Origin of the sequence: Aquimonas sp. (assembly GCF_044377145.1) — a bacterium.
In the GTDB taxonomy this organism is placed as follows: Bacteria; Pseudomonadota; Gammaproteobacteria; order Xanthomonadales; family Xanthomonadaceae; genus Aquimonas.
In genome coordinates this window covers 15,269-33,788 of the sequence record NZ_JBILJQ010000060.1, presented here as the reverse complement: position 1 = coordinate 33,788, position 18,520 = coordinate 15,269, and the positions used below count along the sequence as shown (strand labels likewise).

At 62.4% G+C, this 18,520-nt stretch carries 16 protein-coding genes and 1 tRNA gene; 13 read left to right on the top strand and 4 right to left on the bottom strand.

Annotated elements, in window-relative coordinates; genetic code table 11:
• The 13 genes from ACIQ7H_RS16450 to ACIQ7H_RS16390 all read left to right on the top strand — a co-directional run.
• Positions 1-1,121: thioesterase domain-containing protein (locus ACIQ7H_RS16450; RefSeq protein WP_395793462.1), on the top strand; the 1,121-nt coding region annotated here is incomplete at its 5' end.
• A gap of 84 nt (positions 1,122-1,205) precedes the next feature.
• The gene (locus ACIQ7H_RS16445; protein WP_395793459.1) at positions 1,206-2,900 is read left to right on the top strand and encodes a cyclic peptide export ABC transporter; all 1,695 of its coding nucleotides are present in this window, start codon (positions 1,206-1,208) and stop codon (positions 2,898-2,900) included.
• A gap of 47 nt (positions 2,901-2,947) precedes the next feature.
• Entirely contained in the window at positions 2,948-3,736 is a 789-nt protein-coding gene (locus tag ACIQ7H_RS16440; protein ID WP_395793457.1) for a thioesterase II family protein, read from the top strand.
• A complete protein-coding gene (locus ACIQ7H_RS16435; protein ID WP_395793455.1) occupies positions 3,733-6,150 on the top strand; it encodes a M20/M25/M40 family metallo-hydrolase in 2,418 nt (805 codons plus the stop codon). The genes ACIQ7H_RS16440 and ACIQ7H_RS16435 overlap by 4 nt, the downstream gene beginning before the upstream one ends.
• A gap of 158 nt (positions 6,151-6,308) precedes the next feature.
• Positions 6,309-7,910, top strand: a complete 1,602-nt coding sequence (locus ACIQ7H_RS16430; RefSeq protein ID WP_395793453.1) for an MBL fold metallo-hydrolase — start codon at positions 6,309-6,311, stop codon at positions 7,908-7,910.
• 92 nt (positions 7,911-8,002) lie between these two features.
• Positions 8,003-8,998 carry a TauD/TfdA family dioxygenase gene (locus tag ACIQ7H_RS16425; RefSeq protein WP_395793451.1) on the top strand — a complete coding sequence of 332 codons (996 nt, stop codon included), beginning with the start codon at positions 8,003-8,005 and terminating at the stop codon, positions 8,996-8,998.
• A 110-nt stretch (positions 8,999-9,108) separates the two neighbouring features.
• On the top strand, positions 9,109-10,305 hold the full coding sequence (locus ACIQ7H_RS16420; RefSeq protein WP_395793449.1) for an efflux RND transporter periplasmic adaptor subunit: 1,197 nt from the start codon (positions 9,109-9,111) through the stop codon (positions 10,303-10,305).
• An 11-nt stretch (positions 10,306-10,316) separates the two neighbouring features.
• The gene (locus ACIQ7H_RS16415; protein ID WP_395793447.1) at positions 10,317-11,027 is read left to right on the top strand and encodes an ABC transporter ATP-binding protein; all 711 of its coding nucleotides are present in this window, start codon (positions 10,317-10,319) and stop codon (positions 11,025-11,027) included.
• 14 nt (positions 11,028-11,041) lie between these two features.
• The gene (locus tag ACIQ7H_RS16410; protein WP_395793445.1) at positions 11,042-12,403 is read left to right on the top strand and encodes an ABC transporter permease; all 1,362 of its coding nucleotides are present in this window, start codon (positions 11,042-11,044) and stop codon (positions 12,401-12,403) included.
• A 73-nt stretch (positions 12,404-12,476) separates the two neighbouring features.
• On the top strand, positions 12,477-13,625 hold the full coding sequence (locus ACIQ7H_RS16405; protein WP_395793464.1) for an ABC transporter permease: 1,149 nt from the start codon (positions 12,477-12,479) through the stop codon (positions 13,623-13,625).
• A 133-nt stretch (positions 13,626-13,758) separates the two neighbouring features.
• Positions 13,759-14,109 carry a hypothetical protein gene (locus ACIQ7H_RS16400; protein WP_395793443.1) on the top strand — a complete coding sequence of 117 codons (351 nt, stop codon included), beginning with the start codon at positions 13,759-13,761 and terminating at the stop codon, positions 14,107-14,109.
• A 28-nt stretch (positions 14,110-14,137) separates the two neighbouring features.
• A complete protein-coding gene (locus tag ACIQ7H_RS16395) occupies positions 14,138-14,638 on the top strand; it encodes an RNA polymerase sigma factor (protein ID WP_395793441.1) in 501 nt (166 codons plus the stop codon).
• On the top strand, positions 14,635-14,967 hold the full coding sequence (locus ACIQ7H_RS16390; RefSeq protein WP_395793439.1) for a hypothetical protein: 333 nt from the start codon (positions 14,635-14,637) through the stop codon (positions 14,965-14,967). Before ACIQ7H_RS16395 ends, ACIQ7H_RS16390 begins: the two co-directional genes overlap by 4 nt.
• 374 nt (positions 14,968-15,341) lie before the next feature.
• Here ACIQ7H_RS16390 and ACIQ7H_RS16385 read toward each other — a convergent pair.
• The 4 genes from ACIQ7H_RS16385 to argS all read right to left on the bottom strand — a co-directional run bounded on the left by ACIQ7H_RS16385 (position 15,342) and on the right by argS (position 18,291).
• A tRNA-Arg gene (locus ACIQ7H_RS16385) sits at positions 15,342-15,418 on the bottom strand.
• A 99-nt stretch (positions 15,419-15,517) separates the two neighbouring features.
• A complete protein-coding gene (locus ACIQ7H_RS16380; protein ID WP_395793437.1) occupies positions 15,518-15,787 on the bottom strand; it encodes a hypothetical protein in 270 nt (89 codons plus the stop codon).
• 102 nt (positions 15,788-15,889) lie between these two features.
• Positions 15,890-16,519, bottom strand: coding sequence for an SPOR domain-containing protein (locus tag ACIQ7H_RS16375; protein ID WP_395793435.1), 630 nt, complete (start codon positions 16,517-16,519; stop codon positions 15,890-15,892).
• Positions 16,519-18,291, bottom strand: a complete 1,773-nt coding sequence (gene argS / locus ACIQ7H_RS16370; protein WP_395793433.1) for an arginine--tRNA ligase — start codon at positions 18,289-18,291, stop codon at positions 16,519-16,521. The genes ACIQ7H_RS16375 and argS overlap by 1 nt, the downstream gene beginning before the upstream one ends.
• Positions 18,292-18,520: the final 229 nt, after the last annotated feature.

Genomic DNA, 18,520 nt, shown 5'->3' with positions numbered 1-18,520 from the left:
GGGCCGCCTACGTGGCGCCACGCACGGCCATCGAAGAAGCTCTGTGCGCGCTGTGGCAGGACGTGCTCGGTCTTGAGCGGGTCGGCATCCACGACAACTTCTTTGATCTCGGTGGGCACTCGCTGCTGCTGGTGCAGCTGTACGCCGGCATGCGCCGCCACGGCTGGTCTGTGACCTTGAACGACCTGTTCGGGATGCAGACAATTGCCGCGCTTGGTGAGCATCTGCAAACCGCCTTGGAAGCCGTGCCCATCGACTCCTGTCTTGTGCGAATGAATACGGCAGCTGCAGCACCGAAACTGTTCTGCATTCATTCTGGAAGTGGCTCGGTAGGTTGCTACGCCGAGCTGGCGCAACAGCTCGAACCCGTGGCGGAGCTGTACGGGCTGCAAAACCCAGACTTGCTGGACGACATCCGCACGCCGAGCTACGGGGCTCTAGCCGAACGCTTCGTGTCCTCGATCCGATCGACCCAGCCCAGTGGCCCGTACCGCTTGCTTGGCTATTCGCTCGGCGGAAAGCTCGCCTACGAGGTGGCGGCTCGGCTGCAGGCAGAAGGTGAATCGATCGACTATCTCGGCATTATCGACACGCCGCCCGTGCTCGAGCCGGACGCTTCGAATGATCCTTGGTACGCCAACATTCGCCTGTTCCACGGCGAATCGATGAATGTTGATTGGCACGCCATCGGCGAGCTGGGCCGCGAAGCCGGCATCGCGCGACTGGCGGACATCGCGGCCGCCAAGGGGCTGATCCCGGTGGGAATCGATACAACGGCTGCGCGCTACCTGCAGTATCTGTGCACGATCGCGTCGGCGCGTCTCGGCTACGCATCGCCGCGAGCGCATCTTGACCTAGACCTGTTTCGTACGGTTGGTGACGCATCGCCGAGGACCGACCCGAACCCCTTGAAGGAACACCTCGACTACGGCTGGTCGCAGGTGACAACGGGGCACGTCGACGTCATCCACGTGGGTGGAAGTCACCAAAGCGCAATTCGAATGCCGCACGTGCTCGGGCTCGCCGCAAGCCTGCGGTCTCGGATGAATCCGGAGACTGCCATCGTGCATTCGAACAAGGGTGAAGACTGTCTGGAGGGTCATCGTGCTGCGATCGATTGAACGTTGGGCGGAAGGGTGGTCGATGGGTTTACCGATGAGACTGAGTCACTGCGACGAACGACCGGAACGGCTGGGAGCACTCCGATGATTGCTTCGCTGCTACGACGAAATCGTGGCTGGCTGTTGATGACGACCGTAGCCAGTGCTGTTGCCGGCTTGATGAACATGTGGCTGGTCAAGCTGGCCACCGACTATGCCGTCGGCATCGAGGATCCGGTTGCCGCGATCGGCAGGTACGCAATCGCGCTGGGCCTCATGTTCGGTATCGGCATGACCTTTCAGCAGATCATGTCGGCGCTTAGCGGACGGATCTTTTACCAGGCGCGCAAGGAGCTCACGGCCCGAGTTTCGGCGCTGACCTACCAGGGCATCGAGCGGATCGGCCGGCACCGAGTGTTCACTTCGCTGACCCACGACCTTGGAGATCTGAATCAGTTAGTGACGCTGGTCCCAAGCTATGTCTTCAACGCAACGGTGACCCTGGCTTGCCTCCTCTACCTGTCGACGATCTCGCCAAAGCTGTTTGCTATCGTGCTGCTGTTCCTGACGTTCGGGCTGTCGACATCCAGGCGCTACATATTCCGCCATGGAGAGGCGCGCTTTCGCGAGCTTCGCAAGATCCAGGATCAGCTGTTTCTTTGCTATCAGGGCGTTGTCGATGGGCACAAAGAGCTTGCCCTGCACGGGGCGCGCAAGCAGCGCTTTCACCAGAACGAGCTCGACAGTGCCTCGGTCGACTACCGAGCCAAGTCGCTGCAAGCCGCGTTCTTCTGGAACCTCGCCAACAACTGGAACACGGCGGTTGTGTTCGCAGCGATCGGCGTCGTCATCTTCGCGTCGACGTTCCTGTTGCAGCTGCCCACCGCGAAGCTGTTGCCCTTCATCGTTGTCATTCTGTACGTCACCGGACCAATTTCTCAGCTGCTGAATGGTCTGCGCGTCATTGCCCGTGCGCAGGTGGCGATGGCGCGGCTACGCGATCTGGGTATCTTCGATGCCGAGCTTCCCTTGCAAACTGATGACCGGGAGCGCAACCAGCGCGCTCCGTTCGCAACGTTGGAGCTGCGCGGCGTTCGCTATGCGTACAAAGCCGAAAGCAAGGACGAAGAAGGCTTTGCTGTCGGTCCGATCGACCTGCGTATCGATCGCGGCGATCTGATCTACCTGGTGGGCGGCAACGGCAGCGGTAAAACCACCTGCGCGAGACTGATCGCGGGCCTGTATGCGCGGACCGAAGGCGACGTGCTGCTGAACGGTTGCGCGGTCGATGCCGAGCCGCCAAGCAGTTACCTCGAGTACTTTTCGGCGATCTTTGCGGACTATCATCTGTTCAGCGACCTGCTGCCGAAGACCGCGAACGGGGCCGATCCGAAAACTGTTGAAGCAATGCTTGAGCAGCTCCAACTCAGCGACAAAACCCAGGTCAACGCCAGCCGCATCGAGCATACGAAACTGTCTCAGGGACTGCGTAAGCGACTGGCGCTTCTCGCAGCCTGTTGTGACGACTCCGAGATCTATGTGTTCGACGAGTGGGCTGCCGAACAGGATCCGCCATTTCGCGACTACTTCTACCGGGAATTTCTGCCGGAGATGAAGCGCAAGGGAAAGACCGTGATCGTCGTGACCCATGACGACCGCTACTTCGAGTTGGCTGACAAGCTGATCAAGTTCGAGCGCGGACGGATTATCTGCCAAACGGATGACGCATCTCTGGGCCCAGAGGGCGACCTCCGGTGGGCAGCTGGCGAATCCCTGGTCGAAGTTGAAACGCGTCGTTGAGTGCCGCGCCGCCCACAACGAGCACACTAAGCACGGAGCACAGCACAATGTCGATCTGGTTCAGACAGCACCGCAGCCCCCGCCGCGCAAATCTACGGCTGTTCTGCTTTCCATATGCCGGCGGCAACGCCGGAGTATTCGATGGTTGGGAGACAGCGCTGCCTGATGGCGTCGAGATGTTTGCCGTGCAGGCCCCAGGCCGCGCCAACCGGTTCTGCGAGCCGCCGATCGCCGATCTCGCGTGCATGGTCGATGCCTTGCGGGCAGAGATCGCCCCCTTTCTCGACCTCCCGTGCGTGTTCTTCGGGCATAGCAACGGAGCACTGACCGCGTTCGCACTGGCGCGGGCGCTGCAGCTGTCTGACGTCCGCGCGGTGCAGCATCTGATCGTGTCGGCCAAGCGCGCACCCCATCTGATGCGCGATAGCCGGATGCTGCACACGTTGGCGGACGACGCACTGATCGCTGAGCTGCGCTCACTGGCTGCAACACCGGCCGTGCTGCTCGACAACCCTGATGCGATGGAGCTGTTCCTACCAATGCTGAGGGCAGATTTTGCGCTAGCGGAGCGCGGTGACCTCGGGCTGCAACCACAGGTGAGGGCGCGTTGCACACTGTTCCATGGTCGCTCAGACACCATCGAGGTCGAGGAGCTGCTGGCGTGGCGAGAGTACATCGACGGCCAAGTGGTGCTGCAGCAGTTTGACGGCGGCCACTTCTTTATCGACCAGCGTCGTGACGAAGTGCTGATGGCTGTTGCTGGCGTGCTGGAGCAGGAGCTGCAACGACTTACCTTGATGTCGACTGCGCGGACCTTGAGTGAGGTGGCGGCATGATTCCGCTTGGGCGTGGCGGCCAGTGGCTCGCGGTGCTGGGATTTCCGATCGCGCTGCTGGCTTGCATTCTGCTCGCGGGCCGAGTCGATCTGCCGAGTGACCAATCGACAGACGGTTACTCGACCGCGCGCGTGCTGGACAAGCTCGGAACAATTGCGGCGGTGCCGCATCCGATTGGCACGCCGGCCAATCACGCAGTTCGCGACTATCTGGTGGGGGAGCTGCGCGCGGCCGGGTTCGAAGTAGAGGTGCAGCGCGCCGAAGTAGTGTCCCGGCTGATCGACGGCACGTTGGCGGGCACGGTGGAAAACATCATTGGCGTTCGCAAGGGTTTGCGAGGCGGCGGCCATGCGCTGATGCTGGCGAGCCACTACGATGCCCACGGCCACTCGCCAGGCGCCGCCGATGCCGGCAGCGGTGTCGCCACGATTCTGCATGCTGTTGAAGCTCTCGCCGACGAGCCATTTCGCAACGACCTGATCGTGCTTTTCAGCGATGGCGAGGAAACTGGGTTGCTGGGTGCGCAGGCGTTCGTCGACCAACATCCGTTGGCGCAGCGCATAGGTGCGGCTTTGAACTTCGAAGCACGCGGAACCCGTGGTCCTGTGCTGATGTTTGAAACCAGCCCTGACAACGGCGAACTGGTCGGGCTGCTTGCTGATTCTGCACCGGCGGCGGTGGCCGACTCACTGTTTGACGAACTCTATCGGCTGATGCCGAACAGCACCGACATGTCGGTGTTCAAGCAAGCCGGGATCGCCGGGATGAACTTCGCCTTCGTGGAGGGCGCCGCCCACTACCACACGGCGGGCGACACGGTTGATCGCATCGCGCCGGCCACCCTTACCCACTATGGCAGCTATGCTGTGCCGCTGATACGCGAGCTCGGACAGCGCGAGCTACCGCTGCAGCGGACCGCAGATGTCGGCTTCTTCAATCTGACATCAGCCGAGCTGGTGCGCTATGAGACGTCACTCGGAATCTGGTTGTTGATCTCGGCGCTCGTACTGTTTTCACTGGTGATTTTGCAACGTCGAGCGGTGCTTGGTTACGGGCGCGCACTCATTGGCGGCGTGGGCTTCTGTCTGTTGCTGTCAATTGCCACAGCGCTGCTGGTGGCATTGGTCAACCAGCTGCTGTTGGGCTCGATCGGTCGGGTAGGCATCGCGGCTGCCTCCGATACGCTGTTGATTGCGCATGTGGCGCTCGCCGGGGCGGTGTTCGCTGCGCTGCATGCCTGGGTTCGAAAGGGCGTGCACGCATCCGGTATCGCAATCGCAGCCGTGTTGGCGGTTTGTACCGCAATCCTAGCCGACCTGCCGCTCCTGGTCGCCGCCGTGCTCGCTGGCATCGTGAGCCTGCTGAGCCTATTGCTTCGCCGGTCTCCTTCGACGATAGCCCTGTCGAGTGCCGCGATGCTCGTCTGGCTGATGGCGGCGGCGGCCATGGCGCTACTGCAGCCCACCACGATGCATGTGCTATTGCCGCCGCTGCTCGGTGCATTGCTGATCGCGCTCGCAGCAGCCCCGCTGGCCAGGCGTTTCGATGGCGCCGAAGCTGCTGCGGCAGCGGCTTCAGTGCTGCTGTCAGTCCTCTGGCTGGCGTACTACGTGCGCATGTTGCACATCGGCTTGGGTGCGGAAGCGCCGACGTTGGCGCTGTTACCGCTGACCTTGCTTCTGCCTTTGGGGGCGCCGATCCTGGAACGCGCCAAGCCGCTGGTCGTCGAGCTGACGGCGGTAGCTCACGGGCTCGTCGGCCTTGGCATCGTTGCCGCCATCGGAGTCGCCGCGAGCAACGGTCCGTTGCGCGACGCTGATGATCTGATCTACGTGCGCGACTTGGATAGCAGTGAGGCCTACTGGGCGAGTGGGCGGCGCTATCCGGATTCGCGTGCGCGCAGCGCGATCGGCTCGAATCCGCGCGAGCTTCCGATCGCAGATCTGTTTCCCACCCGCTCAGGAAGTTACTTCGTCGGCGCCGCGCCCCTCGATCCGGCGCCCGGCCCGCAGCTTCAGTTGCTATCCGACACGGTGGACTCAGGCGCACGACACCTGCAGTTTCGACTGAGGCCGGCCGCCGCCGGTAGCGAGGTGCAGCTTTTCGTTCGTCCCTCAAAGCCGATTCGATCGGCCCGCCTAGGCGGTCGAGAGATTGAAGTTCAGGACGGACGCAATGGTTGGTGGCGATGGCTGTACTTCGGCATGCCAGCCGAAGGCACCACGATCGCGCTCGAACTCGCGGCGGGGTCGAGCTACACGATTCGAGTGACCGAAGTACAGCGTGAGTGGCCGCTGCCCATGCAGCAAGCAGCGCCCCGCGGCGACGACGATGGCGTCAGTCATGGTTATGGCGACATGATGCTCACGACTCGAACGTTCGCCGATGCAGCAAGCGACATCACCCGGCAGTGAATCCGGGCGACGCGCTGCTGCATTCGGTGGTTCGAGGAGCTCGCTGTGCATCGCCGCACGTCGTCCTTCCGTTGTGCAGCCGCCCGGTCGTCGCAAAAACTCGCAGTGCCGAAGCACCGCAGCTACGACAACTAGATCTCAAGCAAGGAAACGCAAGAATGGACCGGAGCACCGAGCTGTACCTACGCGAGGACGTTTACTTCGAACCGCTGTTCAATCACTGGTTCGCTTGGCCCTACCTGATTCCGCCGGTGACCGCAGCGCGGCACATGGTCAACACCCATCGCCGCATCATGACCTCGTTCGTCAACAACTATCAGTTGCACATCATGGCGGTAAACGAGCCTGGCATGGCGGGTGCGGAGTTCCTCAATTGCACGCAAGAGCAGGTCGCCGATATTCGGCGGCTCATTGATGAGATCGATAGCCACCATGCAGACATGGTTGAGCTGTCGAACGCGGTCAAAGAGCTGGACGACATTCTGCGCGCGCACTCAAGCGGTGAAACCATCGAAAAGCTATACGAAAAAGTACCGTCGCCCTTAAAGGGCTACGTCGAAATCTTCATGGACATGTACCACAACGCCTCGTACCGCCTGCTCGAGGGGCTGCTGTATCGAAGCAAGTTCTACAAGCCTTCACTGCAGAGCGTTTCGTTCGGGATGTTGTCGAAAGTCAAGGAGCGACCGTTTGCGCTGAGCACGCCGCGGTTGCCGGACGAGAACCACCTGCAGTTCGACGCGCACTACAACGCGCCCGAACTCGACGAGCTCTTCAAGCTGCGCGACCGCCCGGCCGATGCGGCGACGATCGAGCGACTGTTCAAGCCCTATGCCCTGCGCGGCGGGCTCGACTACCAGGACATGTTTACCGCGGATGCCCCGCGCAAGCGGCATCAACCGGTGGCCACAGGTGTACGGGTGCAGTACATCGGCCATGCTGGCTTCATGGTTGAGACCAACGAAGTGACGTTGCTGGTCGACCCGGTGATCGCCAGCCGCGGCAGCGACAACTTCGACGATGTTCTGAGCTTCAGCGAACTGCCGCCGAAGATCGACTTCATCTGTTTGACCCACAACCATCAAGACCACGTTAGCTTCGAGACCCTGCTGCAGTTGCGTTACAAGACCGACACGATCGTAGTGCCGAAGAACAACGGCGGATCCCTCTCCGATCCTTCACTGCGAATGATGCTGCGGCAGTTCAACTTCCATGTTGTCGAAGTCGATGACATGGACGAGGTTCACATCGCCGGTGGACGCATCGTGAGCTTGCCGTTTCTTGGCGAGCACGGCGATCTGAACGTGCGCTCCAAGACCGCCTGGCTGGTCGAACTGCACGGCAAGAAGATCTTCTTTGGTGCGGACTCCTCGAATCTTGATCCGCATATGTACCGGCATATCCATGCGATCTCCGGTGACATAGATCTTCTGGCGATCGGAATGGAATGTGTCGGCGCACCGTACACATGGCTCTATGGCGCGCTGACCACCAAGCTCGTCACCAAGAAGATAAAGGACTCACGGCGTCTGAACGGTGCCGATTTCGAACAGGCTGCACATATGGTTGAGACCTTCAGACCAAAGCAGGTGTGCATCTACGCGCTCGGAATGGAGCCTTGGTACAACTACTTCATGGGCATCGAGTACAGCGACGATTCGAAGCAGATCACCGAATCGAAGAAGCTTCTCGACCTGTGCCTCGAGAGAGGCATTCCCGCCGAGCGCATGTACGCCTACCGACGCTTCGAACTGGTCTGAGCTGCCGCCACGCCTGACGCCGGTTAACGCCGGCGCATCCATCCTTTGGTGCGGCAGCGTGATGCCGCGCCCCCCTTGTAACGGAGTTCGCCTTGAGCAGTCTGGCCTTGTGTCATCTCGAAGATCTCGGATTGGTAGCCGATCGGCGACTGCTGCTGCCGGTTGACATCGCGGGAACGCGCGTCCTCGATTGGGCGGAGAGCAACGCCGGAGAAATCGATCGATTGCTGCAGGCGAACGGCGCGCTTTTGATCCGAGGGCTGAAGATCATGAGTAGTAAGGAGTTCGGGCAAGCGTTGTCGGCACTGTTTGGCGAGCCACTGCTCAACTATGCATTCCGCTCGACACCGCGCACCGAGCTGCGTGGCAACGTCTACACCGCCACCGAATACCACGCGGGAGAGACGATCCCGCAGCACAACGAGAACGCCTACTCGAACCAGTGGCCAATGCGGATCGGATTCCTGTGCATGGTCCCTTCGGATAACGGAGGTGCGACGCCCTTGGCCGATAGTCGTGAGGTGTATCAGCGAATCCCGGCGGCGGTGCGGCAGAAGTTTGAGGCGAAGGGCGTGATGTACGTACGCAACTACGGCGACATCGACCTGCCTTGGACCGAGGTTTTCCAGACCGAGGACCGCGATGAGGTCGAGCGCTATTGCTGCGCCAACCAGATCGAATGCGAGTGGCGCAGCAACGGGATGCTGCGCACGCGGCAAATCAATCCGGCCACTGCGATACATCCCGTGACCGGTGAGAGGGTCTGGTTCAACCAGGCGCATCTGTTCCATGTGAGTGCCCTGGCCGAAGAGGTGCGCGACAGCATTCTGGCGGCGGTGGGCGAAGAGGATATTCCGCGTAACGCGTCCTATGGTGATGGCACTCCGATCGAAGCAGAGGCGTTGCAGGCGATTCGCGAGGCATACGCGGCCGCGACCTTCGCGTTTCCTTGGCAGAGGGACGACCTGCTGCTCCTCGACAATATGCTCTACACGCACGGCCGACAGCCGTTCACCGGCGACCGCAAGGTGCTGGTCGGCATGGCGCGGGCAATGAGCTCGCACGCCATAGCCGAGTTGTTGGCCTGACGCCTCGTCAACGCTATGAGAGTACGAAGCCAATGATTCGAGATACTTCCGGCCAAGACCGCGATCTGCGCCGAGCACCTTCAGGTCACCGCCGACTCGGTTGGATCGCGTTGATCTTCATCGTGGTGATCGGGCTTGTCGTCGTCGCTGCGCCGGCGTTGTCGAGGCTATACAGCGCCGATGTCGCGATTTCTCGCGACAAGCTGCGTGTCGCGAGGGTCGAGCGCGGCGATCTGCTGCGCGACGTTGCGGTGCAGGGCAGCATCGTCGCGGCCAACAGCCCGACGCTGTACGCGCCTTCGGCAGGTGTGGTCACCGTAAAGGTAAAGGCCGGCGACGCGGTCGAGCGTGGCGATGTACTTGCGCTGATCGACAGTCCGGAACTGGAGAGCCGCCACGATCAGGAACGGGCCAAGGTTGACGAGCTGGAAATCGAGGTCGCGCGGCAGAGCATCCAGTCGCGCACGCTTGGGCTCGAAGCTCGGCAACGCGCTGATATGGCGCAAGTCGACTTGGAAGTTGCGGGTAGCAATCTATCCCGCGCGCAAGTCAGCGTCGATCGCGGGCTGATAAGCCGCGCTGAGTACGAGCAAGCGCTGGTCGTGGAGAAGAAGGCGGCATTGGTGCATCGACAGGCGGCGCGGAGTGCCGAGCTGGCCACAGAGACCCTGGCATTCGAGTTGAAGGTCAAGCAACTGCAACTTGATCGACAGCGCTTTCTGGCAGAAGAGCTGACCCGGCAGGTCGCAGAGCTCGCGATCCGGGCGCCCACCATCGGCATCGTTGGCAGTGTAAACGTGCGGGAAAACGACAGCGTTCTTGCCAACGCAGCGCTCGCGACAGTGATCGACCTCAGCGCTTTCGAGGTGCAGGCCGAGGTGCCTGAGGTCTATGTCGACGACCTCAGTACTGGAATGCAGGCAAGGATCCGCTTCAACGGCAACGACCACGCCGGCACGCTGATCGCGATTTCGCCGGAAGTCGTGGCCGGCAAGGTCGTTGCGCGAATCGCGTTCGACGAAGAGCCGCCTGCCGGCTTGCGGCAGAACCAGCGAGTGACGGCATCCATCATCGTCGAAAACAAACAGGACGTGCTGAAGGTCAGGCGCGGCGACTTCGTCGACAGCGGCGGCGGCCGCATTACCTATGTCGTCGAGGATGATCTTGCACTACGCATGCCGATTGAGATTGGCGCACGTGGCACCGGCGAGGTCGAGATCCTGTCGGGTCTTCGAGAGGGCCAAGAGATCGTCGTTTCGGGGCTTTCAGAACTGAACGGCGAAGACGCCGTCCACATCACCGATTGAAGGAGATTGCCATGCTGCAGCTGCGCAACCTGAGCAAGACGTACCGCACCAAGTTTGTCGAAACGGAGGCGCTCAAGGGGATCGACCTGGAGGTCGGAGAGGGCGAGTTCATCGCGGTCACCGGCCCCTCGGGCTCGGGCAAGACGACCTTGCTGAACATCATCGGCCTGCTCGAAGACTTTGAGGGCGGCGAGTGCCTGCTCGACGGCCAGAACGTCCGCGGCCTCGGCGATGTTGATCTCTCAAGGATCCGCAACCAGAAGATCGGTTTCATTTTCCAGAGCTTCAACTTGATCCAGGAGCTGGACCTGCAGGACAACATCGAAGTGCCCTTGCGCTATAGAGGAATGCCGACCGCCGAGCGACGCCGTCGGGTTGATCATGTACTCGATGTGGTGGGTCTGGCGAAGCGCCGGCGACACTTCCCTGCGCAGCTTTCGGGCGGCCAGCAGCAGCGTGTCGCGATTGCGCGCGCCTTGGCCGGCGGCCCACGTTACTTGCTCGCCGACGAGCCGACCGGAAATCTCGACACCGCGATGGCGGAGCAGATCATGGAAACTCTCGAACGAATCAACGCGGAAGGGACGACCATCATCATGGTCACCCACTCGCCGGAACTTGCTGCGCGCGCCCAGCGCAACATCCGCATCCTCGATGGTCGGGTGACCGACGACATTCGCTGCGAAGGCCTGCGTCCAACGCCGACCGTCGCACTAGCCTGAAGCGAGGAGCGCGCATGTTCGGCTACAACCTGAAACTGGCCTGGGCCAGCATCCGCCACCGCAAGGCGCTCGCTGCCCTGATGGTCGCTTTGATCTCGATCGGCGTCGGCGCGGTGATGACCATGGTGACGGTCGTCTACAACATGGGTTCCGACCCACTGCCAGGCAAGAGCGATCGGCTCTTTGTCGTGCAGCTCGACAACCAAGAGAACGACGGTGATCGCGCGATCGACCAGAATGATCTGCCGGAACGGCTGACTTGGCGAGACGCCGTGCACTTGCTCGACCAACGCGACGGTGCAGATGAAGTGGTTGCCTTGTTCAACACTCAATTTGCAATCGTGGCGGACACGACCGATGCGCGCCCACGGCATCTACAAGGTATCGCCACCAACGCCGCGTTCTTCCGTTTGTTCGAGGTGCCATTCCAGTACGGAGGTCCGTGGAGTGCAGAGGCCGACGCGTCCGGGACGCCGCAGATCGTGATCGATCGACAGCTCAACGAGCAGCTGTTCGGTGGTGAAAACAGCGTGGGTCGACGAGTGAGGCTAGGCAGCTTGTCGGCGACCATTACGGGCGTAATTGGAAACTGGACACCGAACACGCGCTTCTACGACAGTTCGATGAACCCAACCTTTCTGCATCAGGCGTTCGTGCCGCTTCAATTCGCGGTCGCCGCAAATCTGAGTCGTGCCGGCAATCCGATGTCGTGCTGGGAGCGCGACGAGGATCGGGAGGATGCCTTCAGCAAGGCCGATGTTGAAGGCTTGATGGCCTCAGAGTGCACCTTCGTCAATCTTTGGGTCGAGTTGGCAGATGCCGCTGCGATAGCAAGCTATCGTCAGTTTCTGCTGGACTACATCGCCGATCAACGTGAGTTCGGGCGCTTCCCGCGGGAGACGTTGAGCTTCGTCACTGGCCTAGGCGAGTGGATGGTGATCAACCGGGCTGTGCGTCCACAGTTCAAGATGTTCGTGGTGGTGGCCGCACTGTTCATGATCATCTGCCTAACCAACCTGGTTAGCATCGTGCTCGCCAAGCTGATGGGAAAGACTCGCGAAATCTGCGTGCGACGAGCGATGGGTGCGGACCGTATGACGCTATTCGTGCAGAACCTGATCGAGGTTGGCATCGTCGGAGCAGTCGGTGGCGTCTTGGCATTGGCGCTGTCGTATTTCGGCCTGGCCGCGATGCGCGCGTTGATGTCGTTGTCGATCGGCCGCACCTCGCCGATGTTCGATCGGGCATTTGAACTGGATCTTACGATGGCGCTGACCGCGATTGCGCTAGCGGTTGCCGGCGCGACGATTGCCGGCCTGTATCCGGTGTGGCGCGCTTGTCGCGCCTCGCCGGCCTTCAATCTGAAGACCGAATAGGGGAATCGGGATGGGAATCCCTCCGATGCTGCGCATGATGCGTCACCGCAAGTTGCTGACCGTCCTGTTGGCGGTGCAGATCGCGCTCACCTTTGCCGTGTTCAGCAACTCTCTGCTCGCCTGGGCGGAGTCGCGGAACTACGCAAACGTACCGAAGGGTTTCGACGAGCGTGACTTAATCTACGTTCTGCCACAGAGCTTCCAGGACAATTCTGATACCGGGTCGGTCGTTCACCATGACCTGCAGCTGCTGCGTGGGCTGTCGGGCGTAGTGGATGCCGCGCCCATGAACAATCTGCCGGCTTGGGGCTCGGCCGCCGCCGTCTATACATCCAACGACGACAAGGCTCGGGAGCTTCGTGTCAGCCTGTACGACACCGATGCGGCCGGTCCGAATGTCCTCGGCCTTCAGCTGACTGCGGGTCGGGCGATTCGGGCGGACGATGTCGTTTGGCGCGATAGCGCCGAAGCAGGGCGGGATCCGAGTGTCGTCATGATCAGCCAGTCACTGGCCGACGAGCTGTTCGGCGACGCACCCGCGGTCGACAAGTCGCTGTGGCTTGGCCGGAGCGGACAACTGGTACAGATCATCGGCGTGTATCGCGATGTGCTTGGCGTCACAGTCGAAAACCAACGACTGCGGACGATGAGCGTGATTCGTCCGCTGGTCGTTTGGCAGACAAATTCCGCCCCGAACTATCTGATTCGTACAGAACCGGGCAGCGCCATTGAGCTGCTGGAGACGATCAAGGATCGACTGGAAGTGATCGAAGGCCGCTATATACATCAGGTGTCGACGGTCGACGATCTGATCGCGCGCGACCTGTTCGCATCGATCGCAGTGACCCGGGTGTTCGGAGTGATCAGTGTGACCATGCTGCTGGTCGTCTCGCTCGGTATTTCAGGGCTGGCGGCCTATTCGGTCAGCAAGCGCATCCGCGAGATCGGAACCCGTCGGGCGCTCGGCGCCACGCGTCGCCGGGTGATCGGCATGTTGGTCGGCGAGGGGCTGCTGACGACGACCATTGGTCTGGTGTTGGGCGCTGCGCTGGCCTTGCCAATCAACTACTTCACGGTCCGCAGTGGGCTGATGGGCATGGCGATGCAACCGATGTACCTGTTGGTCGCAGCGCTGTTCCTGTTGATGTTGACCGCGATCGCGGTGTATCTGCCGTCGCGGCGCGCAGCGAGGCTCGAGCCGGCCATCGCGACGCGCAGCTGATGGTGCGATCCAGCTAATCCGATGCATCCGAACCGCCCCATCGTGCATTCGGTGTAGCAGGCGGTTTCGCTTGCCAGTGGCAGCGGTCCGTCAATTGCCAATAGCCAGCGCGCACAGCTCAGGAGTAAATGAAATGGATCAGGCATTGATCATGGCGGCAGGCCTTGTCGGCTTGGCGCTAGTACTGGCGGCCACCGTCTACACCATCGGGTGGATCAAGGTGGAGCAGCAGAAGACGCTTCGCACATTGCTTGAGCGGGGCGGCTCAGCCGACATGCTCTTCGCCGAGATGCTGCACGCTGGCCGTGCCGCGGCGGACCGCCGGCGCGGATGGCTGTTCGTCGCGATCGGCCTCGCGTGGTCAGTGACGACCTTCTTCATCGGCGGCATTGGTTGGATCTTCGGTGCCTTGCCGGTCGCGCTCGGTGTCGTCTTCCTGCTGCTCGGCAAGTCCGATGGATCGGCCGACGCGAACCGCGGTTGATCCGCGCGAGGCCGGGTGGATAGCGCGCGTGCTTGGCGCGGCGGACCAGCGTGCGTTCGCGGAGTTGCTTGGCCTGCACCAATCATCGGTGCGGCAGTTCCTGCGTCGGCTGACGCGCGGTGACCACGAGCGCGCCGATGATCTGGCTCAGGAAGTGTTCTGGAAGGTGTGGTGCCATCTCGGCAGTTTCCGCGGCGACGGACGCTTCGTGAGTTGGGTGTTGAAGATCGCTTATCAGGTGTTCCTGGCAGATCAGCGCAGCTTTCGCGAGTTGCTGCCGCTACCCGACGAGGGCGATTGGGCCGATCTGACACACAGTCCCGAAGTTGAATTCGATTTCGACCGATTGGTCGATCAGCTGCGTGAGGCCGAGCGTACCGCGCTGCTGCTGCATTATCAGCAGGACTTGAACCACGCCGAAGTCGCCCGTGCGATGAACCAGCCACTTGGCACGGTAAAGTCGCTCATTCGCCGTGCGCGCGAGAAGCTCGCACGCCACTGCCGCACGTCAATCGGAGAGAGCGCATGATCCCCAATGATGAGCAGACCATGCCTGACGACGAGGCGCTTGATCGCTGGCTTAGGGCGAGCATGCGCACGTCCCAGCTGGCGGAAGGCGGTTTGGCTGCGGCGCTGATGGCGCGCGTCGCCCGACAGCGACGGCATCGGCGACATTTGATCGCTGCTGGCTTGATCGGCGGGTTGGGCGCGGTCATCGCGGTACTTATCGGCGCCGACTCTGCAGCCACGACCGGTGCGCTCGGCCAGCCCGCCAACGTGTTTGCCTTTCTCACGCTTGCTGCTTTGTGTTGCGTGCTGTGGATCAGCACCGATTGCATGGCGACTCCAGCCTGCTGAAAGGCGGGCGTCTCAAATGCCGATAGCGAAGCAAGCTTTGTCTCACGGATGCTTTCGAGGCTGTTGCAGCTCTGCTGCGCAGTGCGGTGCTGCCCCGCCCCCAAGAACCTGGACCACCCTGAACTAGAAAAACTTGGCGATATCGAAGCCCAGCAGGAAGCCGTTTCCCCATGAGGAAATCGAAGCTCACCGTGGAGTAGGTCGCGTACGCGATGAAGCAGTCGGAGTCGGGGACGAGCATTGAAAAGGTGTGCCGGAAGAAAGTCATCTCACAGGCCACGCCTCATCATGTGGTGCAAGAACTTTGGCGGGCTCGGAGCTTCCGAGCTGCGCCGTTTGCTCTCGTTGGAGGCACAGATCTGACACTGGGAGAATGGCGCGCCTGGAGGGATTCGAACCCCCGACCAATGGCTTCGGAAGCCACTACTCTATCCGGCTGAGCTACAGGCGCGTTGTGTGCTTCGGTCACCGCGAGCGTGGCTGCTGCCTGCCGTCGCGGGGCGCGCAGAATAGCACAGGGCGGGTTTGGCGCGGAGCGGGCCGTGGAGATTCAGACGAGGATATCCAGTCGCCTGCCGAGGGTGTCACCGGCGGCCAGCAGGCGCAGGTCGAGGCCACTCTTTCGGTAGCTGATGACGGTGTCGGGATCCTGTGGGTGCTCGCTGTGGCTGCGCTGGGCGGCGCTGTCCTGGCGGCTGTCGGTGCTGCGGCGAGCGTTCTCAGCGTCGTTGAGGCTGCTGCCGGCATAGACACGCAGCGCGGCCTGTTGTTGGGCTTGGCGCGGGCTGCGGTCGGCGGTGGTGAGGGCCAGGCTCAGCACGGGGCGGGCGGCTCGATCAGGTGGATGCGGGACGCGCCATGGTCGCGCAGTCGGCGTCTGCTGTCATCAGCAGCGCGGCGGGTTCTCCGCGCCCCTATGCGTCTACTGGGTCGATTCGCGTACGGCGATGGCATCGACGCCGTTCCCGGTAAGCTCGCGCTTGACGGCTTCGACCTCGCGCAAGCTGCTGTAGGGCCCCAGCCGCACGCGGTGCCAGACGCTGCCGTTGATGGTGTCGGATTGCACGCGGGCGATCTGGCCCATCAGCGCCAGCCGCGCCTTCAGCGCCTCGGCGTCGCCGGCATCGCGGAACGCGCCGGCCTGCAGCTGCAAACTCTCGAGGCTGGCGGCGGGCGGCGGGGTCTGTGTCGTGGCCGGTGCGGCAGCGGCCGCTTCCGCCGCGGCGGCTTCGGCGCGGGCGCGATCGGCCAGCTCGCGGTCGGAAATCGCGGTCTCTTTTTCGCGCAGCAGGGTATAGAAGTCGTAGCGCGGGCGCTTCGGTGGTTCAGGCTGAGCCACGGGTACCGCCGGTTCGGCGCTGGTCTGCGGCGGCTTGGCCTGTGGATCCGGCACCGGGCCGGTAGCGCGACCGTCCCAGCCCTCGCGCAACAGCACGAAGGCGGCGATGGCGAGGCCCAGCAGCACGCCGGCGAGTAGCCAGGCCCAGCCCGGGATCCGGCTTTCGTTGCCGCGCCGCGCCTGCGAACGTGGCTTGCTGCGCTTGGCGGCCACTACATGCGCTCCGGGGCCGACACACCCAGCAGGCGAAGGCCGTTGGCGAGCACCTGGCGCACCGCCAAACACAGACCCAGCCGCGCCTGACGCAGATCTTCCTCGGGAACCAGAATGGCGACGGCGTTGTAGTAGCTGTGGAAGCCGGCAGCGAGTTCGCGCAGATAGGTGGCGATGACCTGCGGCGCGCGCGCTTCGGCGGCGGCTTCGATGATTTCCGGGAAACGCATCAAATCAACCAGCAGCTCGTCCTCGCGTGGGTCGACCAGCAGGGCGCGGCTGGCATTGCAGGCGGTGCGGTTGAAGCTCCAGTGCTTCTCTGCGGCCTGGCGTAGCAGGGCATGTACGCGGGCATGGGCGTATTGGATGTAATAGACCGGGTTCTCGTTCGACTGGCTCTTGGCCAGGTCGAGGTCGAAATCGAGGTGCTGATCATTACCGCGCATGACATAGAAGAAGCGGGCTGCATCGGTGCCGACGTCTTCGCGCAGTTCGCTCAAGGTCACGAACTGGCCGGAGCGGGTCGACATCTGCACCTTCTGACCGCCGCGGAACAGTACCGCGAACTGCACCAGCTGGATCTCGATCCGGGCCGGGTCAAGCCCCAGGCCCTGCGCTGCGGCCTTAAGCCGGGCGATGTAGCCGTGATGGTCGGCGCCGAAGATGTACAGGGCGCGCTCAAAGCCGCGCTCGAACTTGCTGAGCAGGTAGCCCAGGTCGGAGGCGAAGTAGGTGGTGGCGCCGTTTTCGCGCCTGACGACGCGGTCCTTGTCGTCGCCGAAGGCGGTGGCGCGGAACCACAGCGCACCGTCTTGCTCGAACAGATGGCCGCCCTTGTCCAGCGTGTCGATTGCGCGCTGCACGTAGCCGTCGGTCATCAGCGAGCGTTCGCTGAACCAGTTGTCATGGACCACACCAAAGCTGCTGAGGTCCTCGCGGATCAGCTTCAGGCACCAACTCAGGCCCTTGTCGAACAGCTTGCGATAGCAGGCCTCGCTGCCCAGCAGCACCTTGCAGCGCGCGATCACCGCATCGATGTGGGTTTCCTTGTCGCCGCCGTGGGACTCGTCCGGTGGCAGATTCCCCTCCAGCTCGGTGGCGCGGTGGCGGAACTCGTCGCCGATCTCGCTGCGCAGGTCGCGCGCGATGTCGACCACGTAGTCGCCCTTGTAGCCGTTGTCCGGAAACCGCGGCTGCTCCCCGCACAGCTCCAGATAGCGCAGCCAGACGCTGACGGCGAGGATGTCCATCTGCCGGCCGGCGTCGTTGACATAGTATTCGCGCTGAACAGTATGTCCGTAGGCCTCGAGCAGGTTGGCGACAGAAGCACCGTAGGCCGCACCGCGGCCGTGGCCGACATGCAGCGGGCCGTTCGGGTTGGCCGACACGAACTCCACCGTGACCGATTCACGCGAGCCTTCCGGCTGCGCGCCGTAGCGCTCGCCCAGCTCCAGCACGCGGCGCAGGGTGCCGATGCGGCAGGCGCGATTGAGGCGGAAGTTGATGAAGCCCGGCCCGGCCACTTCAATGGCCTCGATGTGCTGCGATTTCGGCACCGTCTTGGCGATGGCCTCGGCCAGTTCGCGCGGCTTGCGGCCGGCGATCTTGGCCAGCAGCAGGGCTACATTGCTGGCGTAGTCGCCGTGCTCGCGGTTCTTGCTACGCTCGATGACGAACTCGGGCTCGGCATCAAAGGACAACTCACCGGACCGCTTCATGTCGAGCAGGGCCTGCAGCACGAGTTCGCGCAAATGGTCTTTCACAGTGGTCATCGGGGCGGCGGACGGACCGCGAACTATATCAGCTTGCAGTGCAACAAGAACTCGTGGGCGGGGCATCGAAGTTCAGCTAAGTCATAGACCTGCAAGCGCTTTGCGCTGGCCCGGGGTGGCCCGAAGCAGGCCGCTTCGGCGCCGCTGTCATAAAACGGCAATCGCGCGGTCATAGCGTATGAGCAGCCCGCAGCGGCCACCGCCGCGTCGATCCAAGTTCCTCCGGAGC

What these genes read in the sequence shown, in the direction of transcription:
- ACIQ7H_RS16440 (WP_395793457.1), top strand. Translation starts at nt 2,948, where the DNA reads ATGTCGATCTGGTTCAGACAGCACCGCAGCCCCCGCCGCGCAAATCTA.
- argS (WP_395793433.1), bottom strand. Translation starts at nt 18,291, where the DNA reads ATGACCACTGTGAAAGACCATTTGCGCGAACTCGTGCTGCAGGCCCTG.
- ACIQ7H_RS16415 (WP_395793447.1), top strand. Translation starts at nt 10,317, where the DNA reads ATGCTGCAGCTGCGCAACCTGAGCAAGACGTACCGCACCAAGTTTGTC.
- ACIQ7H_RS16435 (WP_395793455.1), top strand. Translation starts at nt 3,733, where the DNA reads ATGATTCCGCTTGGGCGTGGCGGCCAGTGGCTCGCGGTGCTGGGATTT.
- ACIQ7H_RS16390 (WP_395793439.1), top strand. Translation starts at nt 14,635, where the DNA reads ATGATCCCCAATGATGAGCAGACCATGCCTGACGACGAGGCGCTTGAT.
- ACIQ7H_RS16400 (WP_395793443.1), top strand. Translation starts at nt 13,759, where the DNA reads ATGGATCAGGCATTGATCATGGCGGCAGGCCTTGTCGGCTTGGCGCTA.
- ACIQ7H_RS16430 (WP_395793453.1), top strand. Translation starts at nt 6,309, where the DNA reads ATGGACCGGAGCACCGAGCTGTACCTACGCGAGGACGTTTACTTCGAA.
- ACIQ7H_RS16445 (WP_395793459.1), top strand. Translation starts at nt 1,206, where the DNA reads ATGATTGCTTCGCTGCTACGACGAAATCGTGGCTGGCTGTTGATGACG.
- ACIQ7H_RS16410 (WP_395793445.1), top strand. Translation starts at nt 11,042, where the DNA reads ATGTTCGGCTACAACCTGAAACTGGCCTGGGCCAGCATCCGCCACCGC.